The 14,553-nt window shown below is 46.3% G+C and carries 15 protein-coding genes; 14 read left to right on the top strand and 1 reads right to left on the bottom strand.

The window, feature by feature from the left end:
• Positions 1-2 precede the first annotated feature (2 nt).
• From ybeY to recO, 5 genes are read left to right on the top strand one after another with little or no spacing between them, the layout of a single operon-like run.
• Complete coding sequence (gene ybeY / locus H9630_RS12970; RefSeq protein ID WP_191715895.1) at positions 3-470, top strand: rRNA maturation RNase YbeY; 468 nt, start codon at positions 3-5, stop codon at positions 468-470.
• Between the two features lies 1 nt (position 471).
• The gene (locus H9630_RS12965) at positions 472-825 is read left to right on the top strand and encodes a diacylglycerol kinase family protein (RefSeq protein WP_191715894.1); all 354 of its coding nucleotides are present in this window, start codon (positions 472-474) and stop codon (positions 823-825) included.
• A 19-nt stretch (positions 826-844) separates the two neighbouring features.
• The gene (locus tag H9630_RS12960) at positions 845-1,255 is read left to right on the top strand and encodes a cytidine deaminase (protein ID WP_191715893.1); all 411 of its coding nucleotides are present in this window, start codon (positions 845-847) and stop codon (positions 1,253-1,255) included.
• A complete protein-coding gene (gene era / locus H9630_RS12955) occupies positions 1,239-2,156 on the top strand; it encodes a GTPase Era (protein WP_191715892.1) in 918 nt (305 codons plus the stop codon). The genes H9630_RS12960 and era overlap by 17 nt, the downstream gene beginning before the upstream one ends.
• Before the next feature lie 12 nt (positions 2,157-2,168).
• Positions 2,169-2,951 (top strand): DNA repair protein RecO, encoded by a 783-nt coding sequence (gene recO, locus H9630_RS12950; protein WP_191715891.1) that lies wholly within the window; start codon positions 2,169-2,171, stop codon positions 2,949-2,951.
• Positions 2,952-3,272: 321 nt separating this feature from the next.
• On the opposite strand, the gene H9630_RS12945 is transcribed toward recO, so the two are convergent.
• Positions 3,273-4,649, bottom strand: a complete 1,377-nt coding sequence (locus tag H9630_RS12945; RefSeq protein WP_191715890.1) for a glycine--tRNA ligase — start codon at positions 4,647-4,649, stop codon at positions 3,273-3,275.
• A 322-nt stretch (positions 4,650-4,971) separates the two neighbouring features.
• Between H9630_RS12945 and H9630_RS12940 the strand changes: the two genes are divergently transcribed.
• The 9 genes from H9630_RS12940 to H9630_RS12900 all read left to right on the top strand — a co-directional run bounded on the left by H9630_RS12940 (position 4,972) and on the right by H9630_RS12900 (position 14,481).
• On the top strand, positions 4,972-5,610 hold the full coding sequence (locus H9630_RS12940) for a helix-turn-helix transcriptional regulator (protein WP_191715889.1): 639 nt from the start codon (positions 4,972-4,974) through the stop codon (positions 5,608-5,610).
• Positions 5,611-5,620: 10 nt separating this feature from the next.
• The gene (locus H9630_RS12935) at positions 5,621-6,427 is read left to right on the top strand and encodes a pyruvate, water dikinase regulatory protein (protein WP_191715888.1); all 807 of its coding nucleotides are present in this window, start codon (positions 5,621-5,623) and stop codon (positions 6,425-6,427) included.
• Positions 6,428-6,625: 198 nt separating this feature from the next.
• Complete coding sequence (gene dnaG / locus H9630_RS12930) at positions 6,626-8,425, top strand: DNA primase (RefSeq protein WP_191715887.1); 1,800 nt, start codon at positions 6,626-6,628, stop codon at positions 8,423-8,425.
• Positions 8,426-8,458: 33 nt separating this feature from the next.
• Positions 8,459-9,613, top strand: coding sequence for an RNA polymerase sigma factor RpoD (rpoD, locus tag H9630_RS12925; protein WP_142827801.1), 1,155 nt, complete (start codon positions 8,459-8,461; stop codon positions 9,611-9,613).
• Between the two features lie 151 nt (positions 9,614-9,764).
• Entirely contained in the window at positions 9,765-10,904 is a 1,140-nt protein-coding gene (locus H9630_RS12920; protein ID WP_191715886.1) for an acyl-CoA dehydrogenase, read from the top strand.
• A gap of 264 nt (positions 10,905-11,168) precedes the next feature.
• Positions 11,169-11,555: a cytochrome c550 gene (gene cccA, locus H9630_RS12915; RefSeq protein WP_191715885.1), complete on the top strand. Its 387-nt coding sequence runs from the start codon at positions 11,169-11,171 to the stop codon at positions 11,553-11,555.
• Positions 11,556-11,618: 63 nt separating this feature from the next.
• The gene (locus H9630_RS12910; protein ID WP_191715884.1) at positions 11,619-12,332 is read left to right on the top strand and encodes a tRNA (adenine(22)-N(1))-methyltransferase; all 714 of its coding nucleotides are present in this window, start codon (positions 11,619-11,621) and stop codon (positions 12,330-12,332) included.
• Positions 12,319-13,431 (top strand): Nif3-like dinuclear metal center hexameric protein, encoded by a 1,113-nt coding sequence (locus H9630_RS12905; RefSeq protein ID WP_191715883.1) that lies wholly within the window; start codon positions 12,319-12,321, stop codon positions 13,429-13,431. Before H9630_RS12910 ends, H9630_RS12905 begins: the two co-directional genes overlap by 14 nt.
• Positions 13,432-13,722: 291 nt before the next feature.
• Positions 13,723-14,481 carry a TerC family protein gene (locus H9630_RS12900; RefSeq protein WP_191715882.1) on the top strand — a complete coding sequence of 253 codons (759 nt, stop codon included), beginning with the start codon at positions 13,723-13,725 and terminating at the stop codon, positions 14,479-14,481.
• Positions 14,482-14,553: the final 72 nt, after the last annotated feature.

Raw genomic sequence — 14,553 nt, 5'->3', positions numbered from 1 at the left:
CTATGATTGCAATCGATTTTATGGACGAGACGGAAAGCCTGAACCAGCAGGAACTGGATTTTGTGCAAAAAATACTGGAGCACGCAGCGAAAGAAGAAGGCTTGGGAGAAAGCGAAGTGTCGGTGACGTTCGTCACCAATGAAATGATCCGCGACATCAACCGTGAATACCGCGGAAAAGACCAGCCGACAGACGTCATTTCATTTGCTATGGAGGAGTTGGGCGAAGGGGAAACAGCCATTATCGGTTCACAGGAACCGCGCATGTTAGGCGATATCATCATTTCACTGGACCGCACAAAAGAGCAGGCAGCAGATTACGGCCATTCATTTGAACGGGAGCTGGGCTTTCTGGCCATCCATGGTTTTCTGCATCTGCTGGGATACGACCATATGACAGAGGAAGATGAAAAGAAAATGTTTTCCCGCCAAGAGGAAATCCTGGTATCACTCGGCATAACACGTGATTAAGATGAAGGCACGCAGATTTTTCCGCTCATTCCGTTTTGCGGCTGAAGGCATTAAAACGGCCTTAAAGCATGAACAAAACATTCGCTTTCATATTCTGGCGGCTGTTGTGGTAGCGGCTGCAGGGCTGGTGACGGGTTTGTCTCTTCTGGAATGGATGGTGGTCATTGTGCTGATCGGGGGCATGCTGGCCTTGGAGATGTTCAACTCAGCTATTGAACGTGTAGTGGACCTTGCGACATCTGAGCTTCATCCGCTTGCCAAGCAGGCCAAGGACATGGCTGCAGGTGCCGTTTTGGTATTTGCGGTGGCAAGTGCTATAATTGGATTACTAATATTTCTACCCAAATGGTTTTAAATTCGCAGAGGTGATAAACATGGAAAAAGAACAATTGATGAAGCAAGCGATAGAAGCACGTGGAACGGCGTATGTGCCTTATTCGAAATTTCCTGTCGGGGCCGCTTTGCTGGCAGCTGACGGAACAGTATACACCGGCTGCAATATCGAAAATGCCGGCTACTCTTTAACAAACTGCGCAGAGCGCACAGCCGTGTTTAAAGCGGTGTCTGAAGGCAACAAAACATTTACGGCACTTGCGGTGTCCGCTGACACTCCGGGCCCTGTATCGCCTTGTGGAGCGTGCAGACAGGTGTTAGCTGAGTTCTGCCCACCGGATATGCCGGTATACTTAACAAATTTAAAAGGTGACGTCCAGGAAACGACAATCAGTGAATTGCTTCCCGGCGCATTCTCAACGGAGGATTTAAAATATGCAGCAAGAGAATAACGGTTTCAAATCAGGGTTCATTTCAATCATCGGTCGCCCGAATGTAGGCAAATCGACATTCCTTAACCGTGTAGTGGGCCAGAAAATTGCCATTATGAGTGACAAGCCCCAAACAACACGCAATAAAGTGCAGGGAGTCGTAACCACCAATGAAAGCCAAATGATTTTCATTGATACGCCCGGAATCAACGAACCACGCCATAAATTGGGTGATTTTATGCTGAAAGTGGCTAAAAACACGTTCCGTGAAGTGGATGTGCTGTTATTTGTAGCAAGCGCTGTCGACCGTGTCGGAAAAGAAGATCGCTACGTGCTTGATATGCTGAAAGGCATCGACGTGCCTGTATTTTTGGTCATCAATAAAATCGACCAGGTACACCCGGACAATTTGCCGAAGATCATCGAATCTTACCGCAATGAATTTGATTTTGCAGAAGCGATTCCAATTTCAGCGCTGGAAGGCAATAACGTGGAGAACTTATTGGCTAAAATCAGCGAGCGGCTTCCGGAAGGCCCGCAATATTACCCGGCAGACCAAATCACGGACCATCCTGAACGCTTTATCATTTCTGAATTGATCCGTGAAAAAGCCCTGCATTTGACGCGCGAAGAAATTCCGCATTCCATTGCTGTGGTGATCGAGAAGATTGCACCGGATTCTGAGAATAAAGACATGATCCGAGTTCAGGCGACGATTATGGTTGAGCGCGATTCCCAAAAAGGGATTGTCATCGGCAAAAAAGGTGCGCTTCTGAAACAGATCGGAACACGCGCCCGCCAGGATATCGAAAACCTGCTGGGATCGAAAGTGTATTTGGAACTATGGGTCAAAGTGCAAAAGGATTGGCGCAATAAAGCGATGCATTTACGCGATTTCGGCTTTAGAGAAGACGAATACTAAGGAGTCGTTCCCATGCAAAGTCAAGTAGAGGGAATTGTCATTCGTACGATGCCTTACGGCGAAACGAATAAAATCGTCACTTTGTTTACTAAAGAAGCGGGGAAAATCACCTGCATGGCGAGAGGTGCGAAAAAACCGGCGAGCCGGTTGGCTGCAATTACCCAGGTTTTTACTCATGGCACATTTTCCATCTACAAAGGAAGAGGCATGGGTACGCTGCAGGCGGGAGATCCGTTGGAATCGCTGCGGCATATACGGGAAGACATTATGTCGACGGCATATGCCAGCTATGTGACTGAACTGATTGACCGTCTGACGGAACAGGACGAGCCGCAACCTGTCATTTTTGACATGCTTTATCAGGCGCTTCACGCCATCGATGAAGGCTATGATCCAGAAGCCATCACATTGTTTGTGGAATGGAAGATGCTGCAGCAGGCCGGCTTAACGCCGACGCTGCATCAATGTGCAAACTGCGGGGCAACCGAAGGGGAATTCGCATTTTCATTTCAAGAATTGGGCTTTCTCTGCCATCGCTGCTTCCACATCGACCGCTACATCATCCGTTTGAGCCCGGCTTTGGTGAAATTGATCCGTACCTTCTATTTTGTGCCGATTGAACGGGTGGGCTCCTTGACCTTAAAAAAAGAATCCAAGAGCCTGCTCAAACAAATCGTTCGCACCATTTACGAAGAAAAGGCGGGAATCCGCTTAAAGTCCAGGAAGTTTCTCGAGCAGTTGGAGCGGACGCCTGAATTTTTACCGAAAAAAGAAGAGTTGCCAAAAGACGAATAGTCTTTCGGCAACTCTTTTTTTTTGCTTTTAGTTGAAAATAAATAGAAAAAAATTCCAGGTGAACGAAACAGCATATTTTGCCCTTCATTACCTTTCGCTCTTTCTATTCAAAGTCATGAAGGTTATCAGATTAATTTTTTCCGATAGCTAATGATTTAATGGATAATCCAATTTTTTTTAATGATATGGAGCAAAACAACGGAGACTCCTGCGGGAACAGCGCAGCGACCTAAGAGAAATCCACTCGGGCAATAGCCCGAGTTAGTTCAGCGCAAGCCCGTAGGAAAGCGGAGTTGTTTTGCGGAATATCATGTTGAAAGATTAGAACTGAATATGCTTCTCGACATAAGCCTGCACTTCAGCGATCGGCATGCGTGTTTGTTCCATGGAATCGCGGTGGCGCACTGTTACTTGGCCGTCTTCGACAGAATCAAAATCATAAGTGATGCAGAACGGCGTACCGATTTCATCCTGGCGGCGGTAGCGTTTGCCGATGGATTGCGATTCGTCGTAATCGACCATGAAGTGCTTAGCCAAATCAGCGAATACGCCAGTTGCGCCTTCTGCCAATTTTTTCGATAACGGCAGGACAGCAGCTTTATAAGGAGCCAATGCCGGGTGGAAGCGCAATACAGTGCGTTTGTCGTCATTTTCAAGCTCTTCTTCAGTGAAAGCGTCCACCAGGAATGCTAGTGTAACACGGTCTGCACCAAGAGAAGGCTCGATGCAATAAGGAACGAAGCGCTCATTTGTTGCGGCATCGATGTAATTGAAATCTTCACCTGAATGTTCCATATGGCGCTTCAAGTCAAAGTCGGTACGGTCTGCGATGCCCCAAAGCTCGCCCCAGCCGAATGGGAATTTGTATTCGATATCCACAGTGGCATTCGAGTAATGGGAAAGCTCGTCCTGGTCATGCTCGCGCAGACGCATATTTTCTTCCGTCAAGTTCAAATCCAAAAGCCATTTTTTGCAGAAATCGCGCCAGTAAGCGTACCATTCCAAATCTTCGCCAGGCTTGCAGAAGAATTCAAGTTCCATCTGTTCAAACTCGCGTGTACGGAACGTAAAGTTGCCGGGTGTGATTTCGTTGCGGAAACTCTTGCCGATCTGCGCAATTCCGAAAGGCATTTTTTTGCGCATCGAGCGCTGGACGTTCTTGTAGTTGACGAAAATCCCTTGCGCGGTTTCCGGGCGCAGGAAGATTTCGTTTGTTGAAGCTTCAGTAACACCTTGGAAGGTTTTGAACATCAGGTTGAACTGGCGGATTTCCGTGAAATCTTGTTTGCCGCATGTCGGGCATTTCACTTCGTGTTCCTGGATCAGTTCGGCCATGCGGTCAAAAGACAAACCGTCGACGATCAATTCGATGCCTTTGGCGTCCAACGCGTCTTCGATCAATTTATCTGCGCGGTGGCGGGTTTTACAGCTTTTGCAATCGATCATCGGATCGTTGAAGTTGCCGACATGCCCTGAAGCTACCCAAGTTTTCGGGTTCATCAGGATGGCTGCGTCCAATCCTACATTATACGGGGATTCCTGGACGAACTTTTTCCACCAAGCTTTTTTGATGTTGTTTTTCAATTCAACACCAAGTGGGCCGTAATCCCATGTGTTCGCCAAGCCTCCATAAATTTCAGAGCCCGGGAATACAAATCCTCTGTGTTTCGCTAATGCTACTACTTCTTCCATTGACATAAAATAACCTCCATAAAATAAAAAATCGCACCCATCCTCGGACATCTTCATGTCCGAGGACGAGTACGTTAAGACCCGCGGTTCCACCTCGATTGACTGCAAAATGCAGTCCGCTTAAAATAAAAAGTAGCTCTGGATCGCCTTTTCCTGTAGTTGCAGGCTTTCACTTTCCCTGCTCGCTTTTTGTTACAGTACTTATTTATCCGTCATTGCCTGTGTTCAATTCTTTCATATTGTACCATGGCGAAGTTTTCTTCGCAATATCACGTTAATTAGTATATAATAATTGATATTGAGTATAACATATATATATTTTGAGGCGGTGAGTCCAATCGAACTCAATAAACGGCAAGAGGAAATATTGCAAATCGTAAAAGGCAATGGTCCGATTACTGGCGAACAGATAGCGGATCGCTTAAACTTAACAAGATCAACGCTACGACCTGATTTAGCCATCCTGACAATGGCAGGCTTTCTAGATGCCCGTCCGCGTGTTGGCTATTTTTATTCGGGCAAAAAACCGGGCCAGGATGTCACGGATACGATGAACAACATGAAGGTCAAGGATTTTCAATCGATTCCGGTTGTCGTCCGTGAAGACGTCAGTGTTTACGACGCCATCAGCCAGATGTTTCTTGATGACGTGGGTACGCTTTTTGTCGTGGACAAACAATCCTACCTGACGGGCGTATTGTCGAGAAAAGATTTGCTGCGCGCAAGCCTCGGCAGCCAGAACCTGACAAGCATTCCTGTACATATCATCATGACGCGCATGCCGAACATTACGTATTGCGCGAAAAACGAATCTTTGATCCAGGCAGCACATCGACTAATCAATCAGCAAATTGATGCCTTGCCTGTGGTTGAAGAACAGCCGGATGGCTTTAAAGTCGTCGGCAGATTGACAAAAACGAATATTACTCGTGCGTTTTTATCGTTATCGGAAAACCACGATCTGTGAGGTGCCAACTATGAATTCACTCCGCATGTTCATCGTCTCCGATTCGGTCGGAGAGACAGGGGAGCTGGTCGCAAAAGCTGCTATAAGCCAATACCTTAATAGTGATCAAAATGCCGTACTGAAACGTTTTCCTTATATTGATTCCATCGAACATCTTCAGGAAATCATCAAACTAGCCGTCGCCCAAAAGGCTTTTATCGTCTATACATTGGTTTCTCAGGAACTGCGCAACTACATGGAAACTGAAACAGCCAAATTTTCGGTGACAGCTGTCGATCTGATGGGGCCTTTATTGGATGCATTGGAAAAAGAGCTGGATGCACCGCCACTGCAGGAAGCAGGGCTCGTCCGAAAATTGGACGATGATTATTTCAAAAAAGTCGAAGCAATTGAATTTGCGGTCAAGTATGACGATGGACGGGATCCTCGCGGTATTTTAATGGCCGATATCGTCCTTGTCGGAATTTCAAGAACGTCCAAGACGCCATTATCACAATACCTGGCACATAAACGCTTGAAAGTCGCGAACGTGCCGTTGGTTCCGGAAGTCGATCCGCCTGAAGAGTTGTATCATGTAGATCCTAAAAAATGCTTCGGATTGGTCATCTCGCCGGACAAACTCAATAGCATCCGCAAAGAGCGGTTGATTGCACTGGGTTTGAATGATGACGCCAATTACGCGAAACTGGACCGGATCCATGAAGAAATCGGCCATTTCCACAATGTGGTGGATCGCATCGGCTGTGAAATTCTTGATGTTACCAATCGGGCGGTTGAAGAAACGGCTAACCTGATTTTAAGTAAACTTCAAAAATGATTTCAGGAAAACCACCTGCACAGGCGGTTTTTCTTTCTTTTGTGTGGATTTTTTAATAAAAACGTTTTATAATGAAGAATTGTGGCTAAAGCTTACTAATGGATAGTATAGTCAGCTTTATCTTTTTGTCGAAAAATGAAGGATTTTGTCTTTGCATCACGAATTAAATAAGTTAAGCAAACAAAGATGGTGAAAATAATGTCCAGTCGAGTTCCTGAAGAAGTGATTGAAAAAATCCGTTCCAGCACAGATATTGTGGATATCGTCGGTGAGTACGTACAACTAACCAAAAGAGGCCGCAATTGGTTCGGCCTTTGTCCTTTCCATGGAGAAAGCACACCATCTTTTTCTGTCACCGCCGATAAACAGATCTTTCATTGTTTTGGTTGTGGAGCCGGTGGCAACGTCATCACGTTTCTCATGGATATTGAAAATCTAACGTTTCAGGATGCCTTGTCAAGACTTGGAAGCAGGGCAGGCATCGAGGTCGATATACAGGCTCCAGCCGATTCCGGTCCGGTGCAGTCAAAAAGCGATCACCAATTGATTTTGATGCACGAGTTTGCTGCGGACATGTACCACCATATCCTTCTCAATACAGAAGAAGGCCAAGCGGCATTGGATTATTTGGAAGACAGGGGCTTTACGCGGGAAATCATCGAGAAGAACAGAATCGGCTGGTCGCTTCCTGAATGGAATTACATGGCATCTGCACTCAAGCGGAAGGGTTTCAGCGAAGAAGAATTGGAAGCGAGCGGTTTAGCGATCGCCCGCGAGCAGTCCAGTGGCTATTTCGATCGTTTTCGCGGCCGGATCATGTTTCCAATCATGAATGAAAGCGGCAAAGTCATCGCCTTTTCAGGCAGGGTTCTTGAGCATACGAAGCAGGATGCCAAATACATGAACAGCCCGGAATCTCCGATATTCCAAAAAAGCCAAGTACTGTATAACGTCCATCATGCAAGAGGCGCGATACGCAAAAACCGAAAAATCATTTTGTTTGAAGGGTTTATGGATGTCATTGCAGCGGGTAAAGCAGGGGTTAATAATGCTTTAGCGACCATGGGTACATCGCTCACTTCCCAGCACATCCGGCAGATGAAACGTTTTGCCCAGGAAGTCGTCATTTGCTTTGACGGCGATGATGCGGGTTGGGAAGCTGCTAAGCGAGCTGCCATCGCACTTAACGAAGATAATTTCAAAGTGGAAGTGGCAGTCCTGCCAGGCAAGATGGACCCCGATGATTTTGTTCGTGAAAACGGTGCAGAAGCCTTTAAGGAACAGATCATCGGAAAGCCGCATGCATTTATTGCCTTTGCCATGATGCACGCCCGCAGGCATAAGAATTTTCAATACGAAAATGACCTGTTGCAATATATACAAGAAGTGCTGCAATTATTAGCCGGTAGATCCTCGCCTTTAGAGCGGGATTTATATATAAAGCAATTATCAGAGGAAACCGGATTATCACAAGAAGCGATCCTACAGCATTACCGCAAATTGGAGAACAAGACCATCGAACGGAACCGCCCCGAAACACCGGCAGTGAAGACGGTCAAAAAAGAACCGAAACGTGTCACTTCATTGCACCGGGCGGAACGGATGCTCTTATCACATGCCTTGGCAGATCCGGCAGTCATGGATAAATTGGCGCTCGAAGACAACGGCATACCATTTGTCAGTGAAGAATTCCAGGCGCTGTACGTTCAATTGCTCGGTTTCTACGAGGAATGGGATAAAGCGGATTTCCATAAATTCCTGGAGACGCTGCAAGATGCAGAGCTCCGCAAACTGGTTATGGAAACGGCATTATCCGAACGCGATCCGGAACACGCGGATGAAGAAATTTCCGATTGTTTAAAGCATCTGCAAAAACATCGGGTCGAGCAGCAAATCAATCTAAAAATCCAGCAATCAAAAGAAGCGGAAAAACAGCATGACATAAAGCGCGCTTTGCTTCTTGCACAAGAAGTGATTGCTTTACGGAAATCATTGTAAGTTAATTCCGGTTTTTTTAAAGGAGGAAGTCACATGGCTGAGAAATCTGAACGCCAAACTGAAGTTGAAGCAAGCAATGTACCATTGACTACTGAAGGTCCGGAAGCAACTGTTGAAGAAGCAAAAAAACAGCTGATTGAAACAGGTAAAAAAACCGGAGAACTCAATTACGAGCAAATTGCCGACAAATTAGCGGTTTTCGAAATGGAATCCGATGCAGTAGAAGAGTTTATCGACCAATTGGAAGGGCACGGCATCGAATTGGAACGCAAATCAGATGACGAAGAGCATTTGGACCGTCTCATGAAGCCGACCGAAGATAAATTCGACTTGAATGATTTGAGTGTTCCGCCTGGCGTTAAAATCAATGACCCGGTCCGCATGTACTTGAAAGAAATCGGGCGTGTGGATTTGCTGAAAGCAGAAGAAGAAGTCCGTCTGGCGAAATTGATTGAGCAAGGCGACGAAGAAGCGAAAAAGCGTCTGGCTGAAGCCAACCTGCGTTTAGTTGTCAGTATTGCGAAACGTTATGTCGGCCGCGGTATGCTGTTCCTGGATCTGATTCAGGAAGGGAATATGGGCTTGATCAAAGCTGTTGAAAAGTTCGATTACTCGAAAGGGTTTAAATTCAGTACGTATGCCACTTGGTGGATTCGCCAGGCCATCACGCGCGCCATTGCCGACCAGGCACGGACAATCCGTATCCCGGTTCACATGGTTGAAACCATCAATAAACTGATCCGCGTGCAACGCCAATTGCTTCAGGATCTTGGCCGCGAGCCTTCACCGGAAGAAATCGGTGAGGAAATGGATTTGCTGCCTGAAAAAGTGCGTGAAATCCTTAAAATTGCACAAGAACCGGTTTCACTGGAAACACCGATCGGTGAAGAAGATGATTCGCATTTGGGGGACTTCATCGAGGATTCAGATGCACAATCGCCATCTGACCATGCTGCTTATGAATTGTTGAAAGAGCAGTTGGAAGATGTTTTGGATACGTTGACAGACCGTGAAGAAAATGTCTTGCGTCTTCGCTTCGGCTTGGACGATGGCCGTACACGGACACTCGAAGAAGTGGGCAAGGTATTTGGAGTGACGCGTGAGCGGATTCGCCAAATCGAAGCAAAAGCTCTTCGCAAATTACGCCATCCTTCCCGCAGCAAACGACTGAAAGATTTTCTTGAATAGGAATAATAGCTCGAGCCGCTTCCGTTTTTCCCGGAAAGCGGCTTTTTTATGATGAAGTCTGGTTAATTTCCTGTTAAAGCTTGAGTTTGCCTTAATTTTCCCTATATAATGAAAGTTGTAAGCGTATTCATGACAAAGGGGATGTACACAAATGGATTTCGATTTGACACAAGAACAACAGATGATCAAAAAGACCATCAAGGAATTTGCCGATAAGGTGGTAGCACCAGGGGCTATCGACCGTGATCGTTCCAAGGCGTTTCCGACCGAAATCTTCAAACAGCTGTCCGACATGGGGATGATGGGCTTGCCGTTTGACGAAAAATACGGTGGAGCTGGGGCGGATACCACCAGTTTTGCAATTGTAACAGAAGAATTGAGCCGTGCCTGTGCTTCTACTGGGATCACGTATTCTGCCCATATTTCACTTGGCGGTGCACCTTTAAATTTGTTCGGAACGGAAGAACAGAAAGAAAAATACCTGACACCCATCTGCACCGGTGAATCGTTCGGAGCTTTTGGATTGACGGAACCGAATGCCGGTTCGGATGCAGGAGGCACCGAAACCCGTGCTGTTGAAGATGGCGATGACTGGGTCATCAACGGATCAAAAGTCTATATTACGAATGCCAGCCATGCCAAGCATTTGGCGATTACAGCCATCACCGGCATGAACGACGGCAAGAAAGAAATCAGTGCCATCATCGTACCGACAGACGCTGAAGGCTTTACGGTCATCGATAATTACGAGAAGATGGGTCTCCATTCTTCCAATACAACAGAATTGGTACTCGACAATGTCCGTGTACCTAAAGAAAACCTGTTAGGCAAGCGCGGAGATGGCTTTAAACAATTCCTGGTGACACTCGACGGCGGACGTATCGGCATTGCGGCAATGGCTGTAGGGATCGCTCAGGCGGCATTTAACAAAGCCCTTGCCTATTCCAAAGAACGCAAGCAATTCGGAAAGCCTTTATCCGAGTTTCAAGTGACGCAGTTCAAATTGGCGGACATGGCGATGAAGATCGAACTGGCACGCAATATGGTCTATAAAGCAGCCTGGCTGAAAGATCAAGGCCGCCCGTTCACGAAAGAGGCATCGATGGCGAAACTTTATGCTTCTGAAATTTCCATGGAAGTGGCCGATGAAGCGATTCAGATCCACGGCGGCTACGGCTACATGAAAGAGTACGAAGTGGAGCGCTATATGCGTGACGCGAAATTATTGGAAATCGGCGAGGGGACTTCTGAAATTCAGCGCATGGTTATTGCACGCCAGATCGGCTGCTGAATAGTTTTTTTAAAGTCCCGCTTCCCGCGGGGCTTTTATTGTTCGCGATGCGTTAGTAGCGAGAAGTCATCGGAATATGTTTTATCAGGAAAGTATCTGGGTAAACTTCACTGTCTGCACGTAAAATAAAAATTAAATTACCGTTTTTGTCACAAAGAATGAAAAGTTATCTGATAAGACTTTTCGTTTGGCGGATAATACAGTACAATAATGAATGATACGAATAATATCATAAAGCAGAACTAGTAGAGGGAGGGGTAACGGATGCAAAAAAATGCAATTGTACCTTATATCTTAATCATGGCGTTCGGTATTGGTTTGATTTTCTTCATGTCCATTCAGGGAGTTAATAACGAAGCCGAAATCGCAGAAGAACATGCAGCAGAAGAAGGCGGCGGTGAAGAAGCAGCTGAAGGCGGCGAAGAAGCAGCAGCTGGAGATTTCGATCCTGAAGCACACGCGCAAGCAAACTGTATTTCTTGTCACGGTTCAAGCTATGAAGGCGGAGTAGGTCCATCATTGGTAGCTACTGAACTTGCTCAAGAAGACATCGAAGATATCTTGATCAACGGTAAAGGCACTATGCCAGGCGGGCTTGTTCCAGAAGCGAACGTAGCAGCAATGGCTGAGTGGGTATTATCACTCGAATAGCATCTAAAAAACCCTTAGTTCTTCTAGAGCTAAGGGTTTTTCTGTCAAATTAGGAGGATCTGAATGAATGCACAACAATTATCACATCGTCTGACCCGTGTTGCCCATCATGTGCCAGAAGGGGCTGTAGTGGCAGATATCGGCAGTGACCATGCTTACCTGCCCTGCTACTTGGTCTTGAATAGCATTATCGGGAAAGCTGTGGCGGGAGAAGTGGTCAGAGGCCCTTTTGAATCGGCCAAAAGACAAGTCCAGCAGGAGGGGTTGAACAGCCAGATTGAAGTCCGGCTGGCCAGTGGACTTGATGCGGTCCATCCTGAAGACGGCATAACCGCTGTCACGATAGCAGGCATGGGCGGTCCGTTGATCTGTTCGATTCTGGAACAGGGCAATGAACGGCTGACCGGAGTGGAACGGTTGATTCTGCAGCCGAACGTCCACGCCAAGGCCATCCGCGACTGGGCCGTCGCCAATCACTGGACTATTACCGAAGAAGAAATATTGAAGGAAAATGAAAAAATCTATGAAATTCTGGTGCTTGAAAAAAAACAGCCGCCCGTTATATTGACGCCAAAGCAATTATTGATGGGACCAAAATTGCTGGAGGAAAAAACAGCGATTTTCCATGAGAAATGGATGCGTGAAAGCGATCAATGGAAAAAAATTGTCGCTTCCATGGAATCAACAGCCCAAACTATGGAGATCATAGAGAAAAAACAGGAATTGGTGGAAAAAATACAGTTGGTGGAAGAGGTGCTGCAGCGTGAAAATTCCTAATGGCCAGCAGATCATCGAAGAATTCGAAAAGTGGTCGCCCAAGTATTTAGCGATGGAAGGCGACCCGATCGGTTTGCATGTAGGAACTTTAAACAAAAAAATCGAAAAGGTTCTGGTTACTTTGGACGTCAATGAAGACGTTGTCGATGAAGCGGTTGCCAAAGGTGCCGGGTTGATCATCGCCCATCATCCGCCGATTTTCCGTCCTTTGAAAAACCTGCAGACGGATTTTCCTCAGGGGCGCCTGATGGAAAAACTCATCAAATCCGACATTGCCGTCTATGCGGCACACACCAACCTGGACGTTGCACAAGGGGGCGTCAATGATTTATTAGCGGATGCACTTGGATTAAAAAATACGAGTGTGCTGGTGCCCACTTTTGAAGCGGAATTGGTGAAGATTGCAGTCTTCGTGCCGGAAAGCCATGAAGAGGCTGTTCGGGAAGCGTTCGGCAAAGCAGGAGCCGGCGCTATTGGCGATTATGAATACTGCAGCTATACTTTGTCCGGAACAGGACGTTTCCGCCCAACAGCAGAAGCGGATCCGTATATCGGAGAAGCGGGGAAAATGGAAGTGACCGCAGAATCAAAAGTGGAAGTGGTTGTCCGTAAACAAGAAAAAGACCGCGTCATTAAAGCGATGATTGCGGCACATCCCTATGAAGAAGTCGCATACGATGTCTTTACGTTGGAGAACAAAGAAATCGCAATGGGATTGGGGCGCGTTGGAACACTGGAAACGCCAATGACCTTAAAGGCATTTGCCGGTTGGGCTAAACAACAATTGGACGTTCCGTCTCTACGCATGGTCGGAGATCCGAATGCCACAATCAAAAAAGTGGCCGTGCTCGGAGGCGATGGCAATAAATACATTCAACAGGCCAAGCGCGCTGGAGCGGATGTCTATGTCACAGGCGATATGTATTTTCACGTAGCACAGGATGCACAGGCGATGGGGCTGAACATCATCGATCCGGGCCATCATGTGGAAAAAGTGATGATTCAAGGCGTGGTGGAGCATATGGCAAAGCAGCAGCCGACATGGCAATGTGAATTCCTGCCATCAGAAACGAATACAGAACCTTTCCGGTTCATTTAAAAGAAAAATCTAGAATGGTTTCAAAAAAACGGTGTCCATCGAAAAAATTTGTCTTTAAAACGACAAACTTTCAAGGTTGCAGTATTTTATTTGATGCTATACTAAACGTACAACTCAATAGACTTTGACTTTATGTCAAAGGGGAGTAGCTATAGGGAAACCTATTTCACAGTCGTCATTACATGGTTCGTAGCCATCGGTTGTGATAGCAAATATTTTGCTTAGCGAGACCTTTGCCTTTTATTAGGCAAAGGTCTTTTTTGTTGGCAAAAATTAGGAGGAGGAAAAAGGATGGAAGCAATTTTATTGGAGTATTTATGGGTATTACTAGTACTAGTGGCGCTGGAAGGGCTATTGGCGGCCGATAATGCTGTTGTCATGGCGGTCATGGTCAAGCATTTACCGAAAATACAACAGAAAAAAGCCTTGTTTTATGGATTGATTGGAGCTTTCGTGTTCCGTTTTGCGGCTTTGTTCATGATTACAATTTTAGTGGATGTGTGGCAAATTCAGGCTTTGGGAGCAGCTTACCTCCTGTTTATCGCCTTCAAGCATATTTACGATCAACGGAAAGGGAAAGAACATTCTCTTGAACCGGAAGCGACTAAGGGATCAGGCTTCTGGATGACTGTTTTGAAAGTAGAACTTGCAGACATCGCTTTTGCGGTCGATTCAATGCTGGCTGCAGTAGCGTTGGCAATGACATTGCCTCATCTGGGGAGTATGGAAATCGGTGGAATCAACGGCGGCCAGTTCGGCGTCATGCTGGCCGGCGGAGTGGTCGGTCTCGTTATCATGCGCTTTGCTGCTCATAAATTCGTCAAGTTATTGGCAGATTATCCACAACTGGAAACCACAGCGTTTGTAATTGTAGGCTGGGTTGGCGTTAAGCTGCTGGTGCTGACATTGGCGCATAAAGACCTTGGCATCCTGCCTTATGACTTTGCACATTCGACAGAGTGGAAACTGATTTTCTGGACAGTATTGCTTGGAATTGTTGCAGTTGGAGCATTCATTAGTATAAAGAAAAAGAAACAACAAGAAGCTTAACTCGCGACTTACTATCCGAATCAATATCCTAATTTATCTACGCATACAGAAAAGAAAAACTGCACATCACAT

Origin of the sequence: Planococcus wigleyi, assembly GCF_014836985.1 — a bacterium.
In the GTDB taxonomy this organism is placed as follows: domain Bacteria; phylum Bacillota; class Bacilli; order Bacillales_A; family Planococcaceae; genus Planococcus; species Planococcus notacanthi.
Note: the sequence above shows the minus strand (reverse complement) of the source record. Positions and strands in the feature narration are given on the sequence as shown.

Coding starts and splice junctions, on each gene's coding strand:
- H9630_RS12965 (WP_191715894.1), top strand. CDS start 472: ATGAAGGCACGCAGATTTTTCCGCTCATTCCGTTTTGCGGCTGAAGGC.
- H9630_RS12960 (WP_191715893.1), top strand. CDS start 845: ATGGAAAAAGAACAATTGATGAAGCAAGCGATAGAAGCACGTGGAACG.
- recO (WP_191715891.1), top strand. CDS start 2,169: ATGCAAAGTCAAGTAGAGGGAATTGTCATTCGTACGATGCCTTACGGC.
- H9630_RS12920 (WP_191715886.1), top strand. CDS start 9,765: ATGGATTTCGATTTGACACAAGAACAACAGATGATCAAAAAGACCATC.
- H9630_RS12945 (WP_191715890.1), bottom strand. CDS start 4,649: ATGTCAATGGAAGAAGTAGTAGCATTAGCGAAACACAGAGGATTTGTA.
- ybeY (WP_191715895.1), top strand. CDS start 3: ATGATTGCAATCGATTTTATGGACGAGACGGAAAGCCTGAACCAGCAG.
- rpoD (WP_142827801.1), top strand. CDS start 8,459: ATGGCTGAGAAATCTGAACGCCAAACTGAAGTTGAAGCAAGCAATGTA.
- H9630_RS12900 (WP_191715882.1), top strand. CDS start 13,723: ATGGAAGCAATTTTATTGGAGTATTTATGGGTATTACTAGTACTAGTG.
- cccA (WP_191715885.1), top strand. CDS start 11,169: ATGCAAAAAAATGCAATTGTACCTTATATCTTAATCATGGCGTTCGGT.
- H9630_RS12935 (WP_191715888.1), top strand. CDS start 5,621: ATGAATTCACTCCGCATGTTCATCGTCTCCGATTCGGTCGGAGAGACA.
- era (WP_191715892.1), top strand. CDS start 1,239: ATGCAGCAAGAGAATAACGGTTTCAAATCAGGGTTCATTTCAATCATC.
- dnaG (WP_191715887.1), top strand. CDS start 6,626: ATGTCCAGTCGAGTTCCTGAAGAAGTGATTGAAAAAATCCGTTCCAGC.
- H9630_RS12910 (WP_191715884.1), top strand. CDS start 11,619: ATGAATGCACAACAATTATCACATCGTCTGACCCGTGTTGCCCATCAT.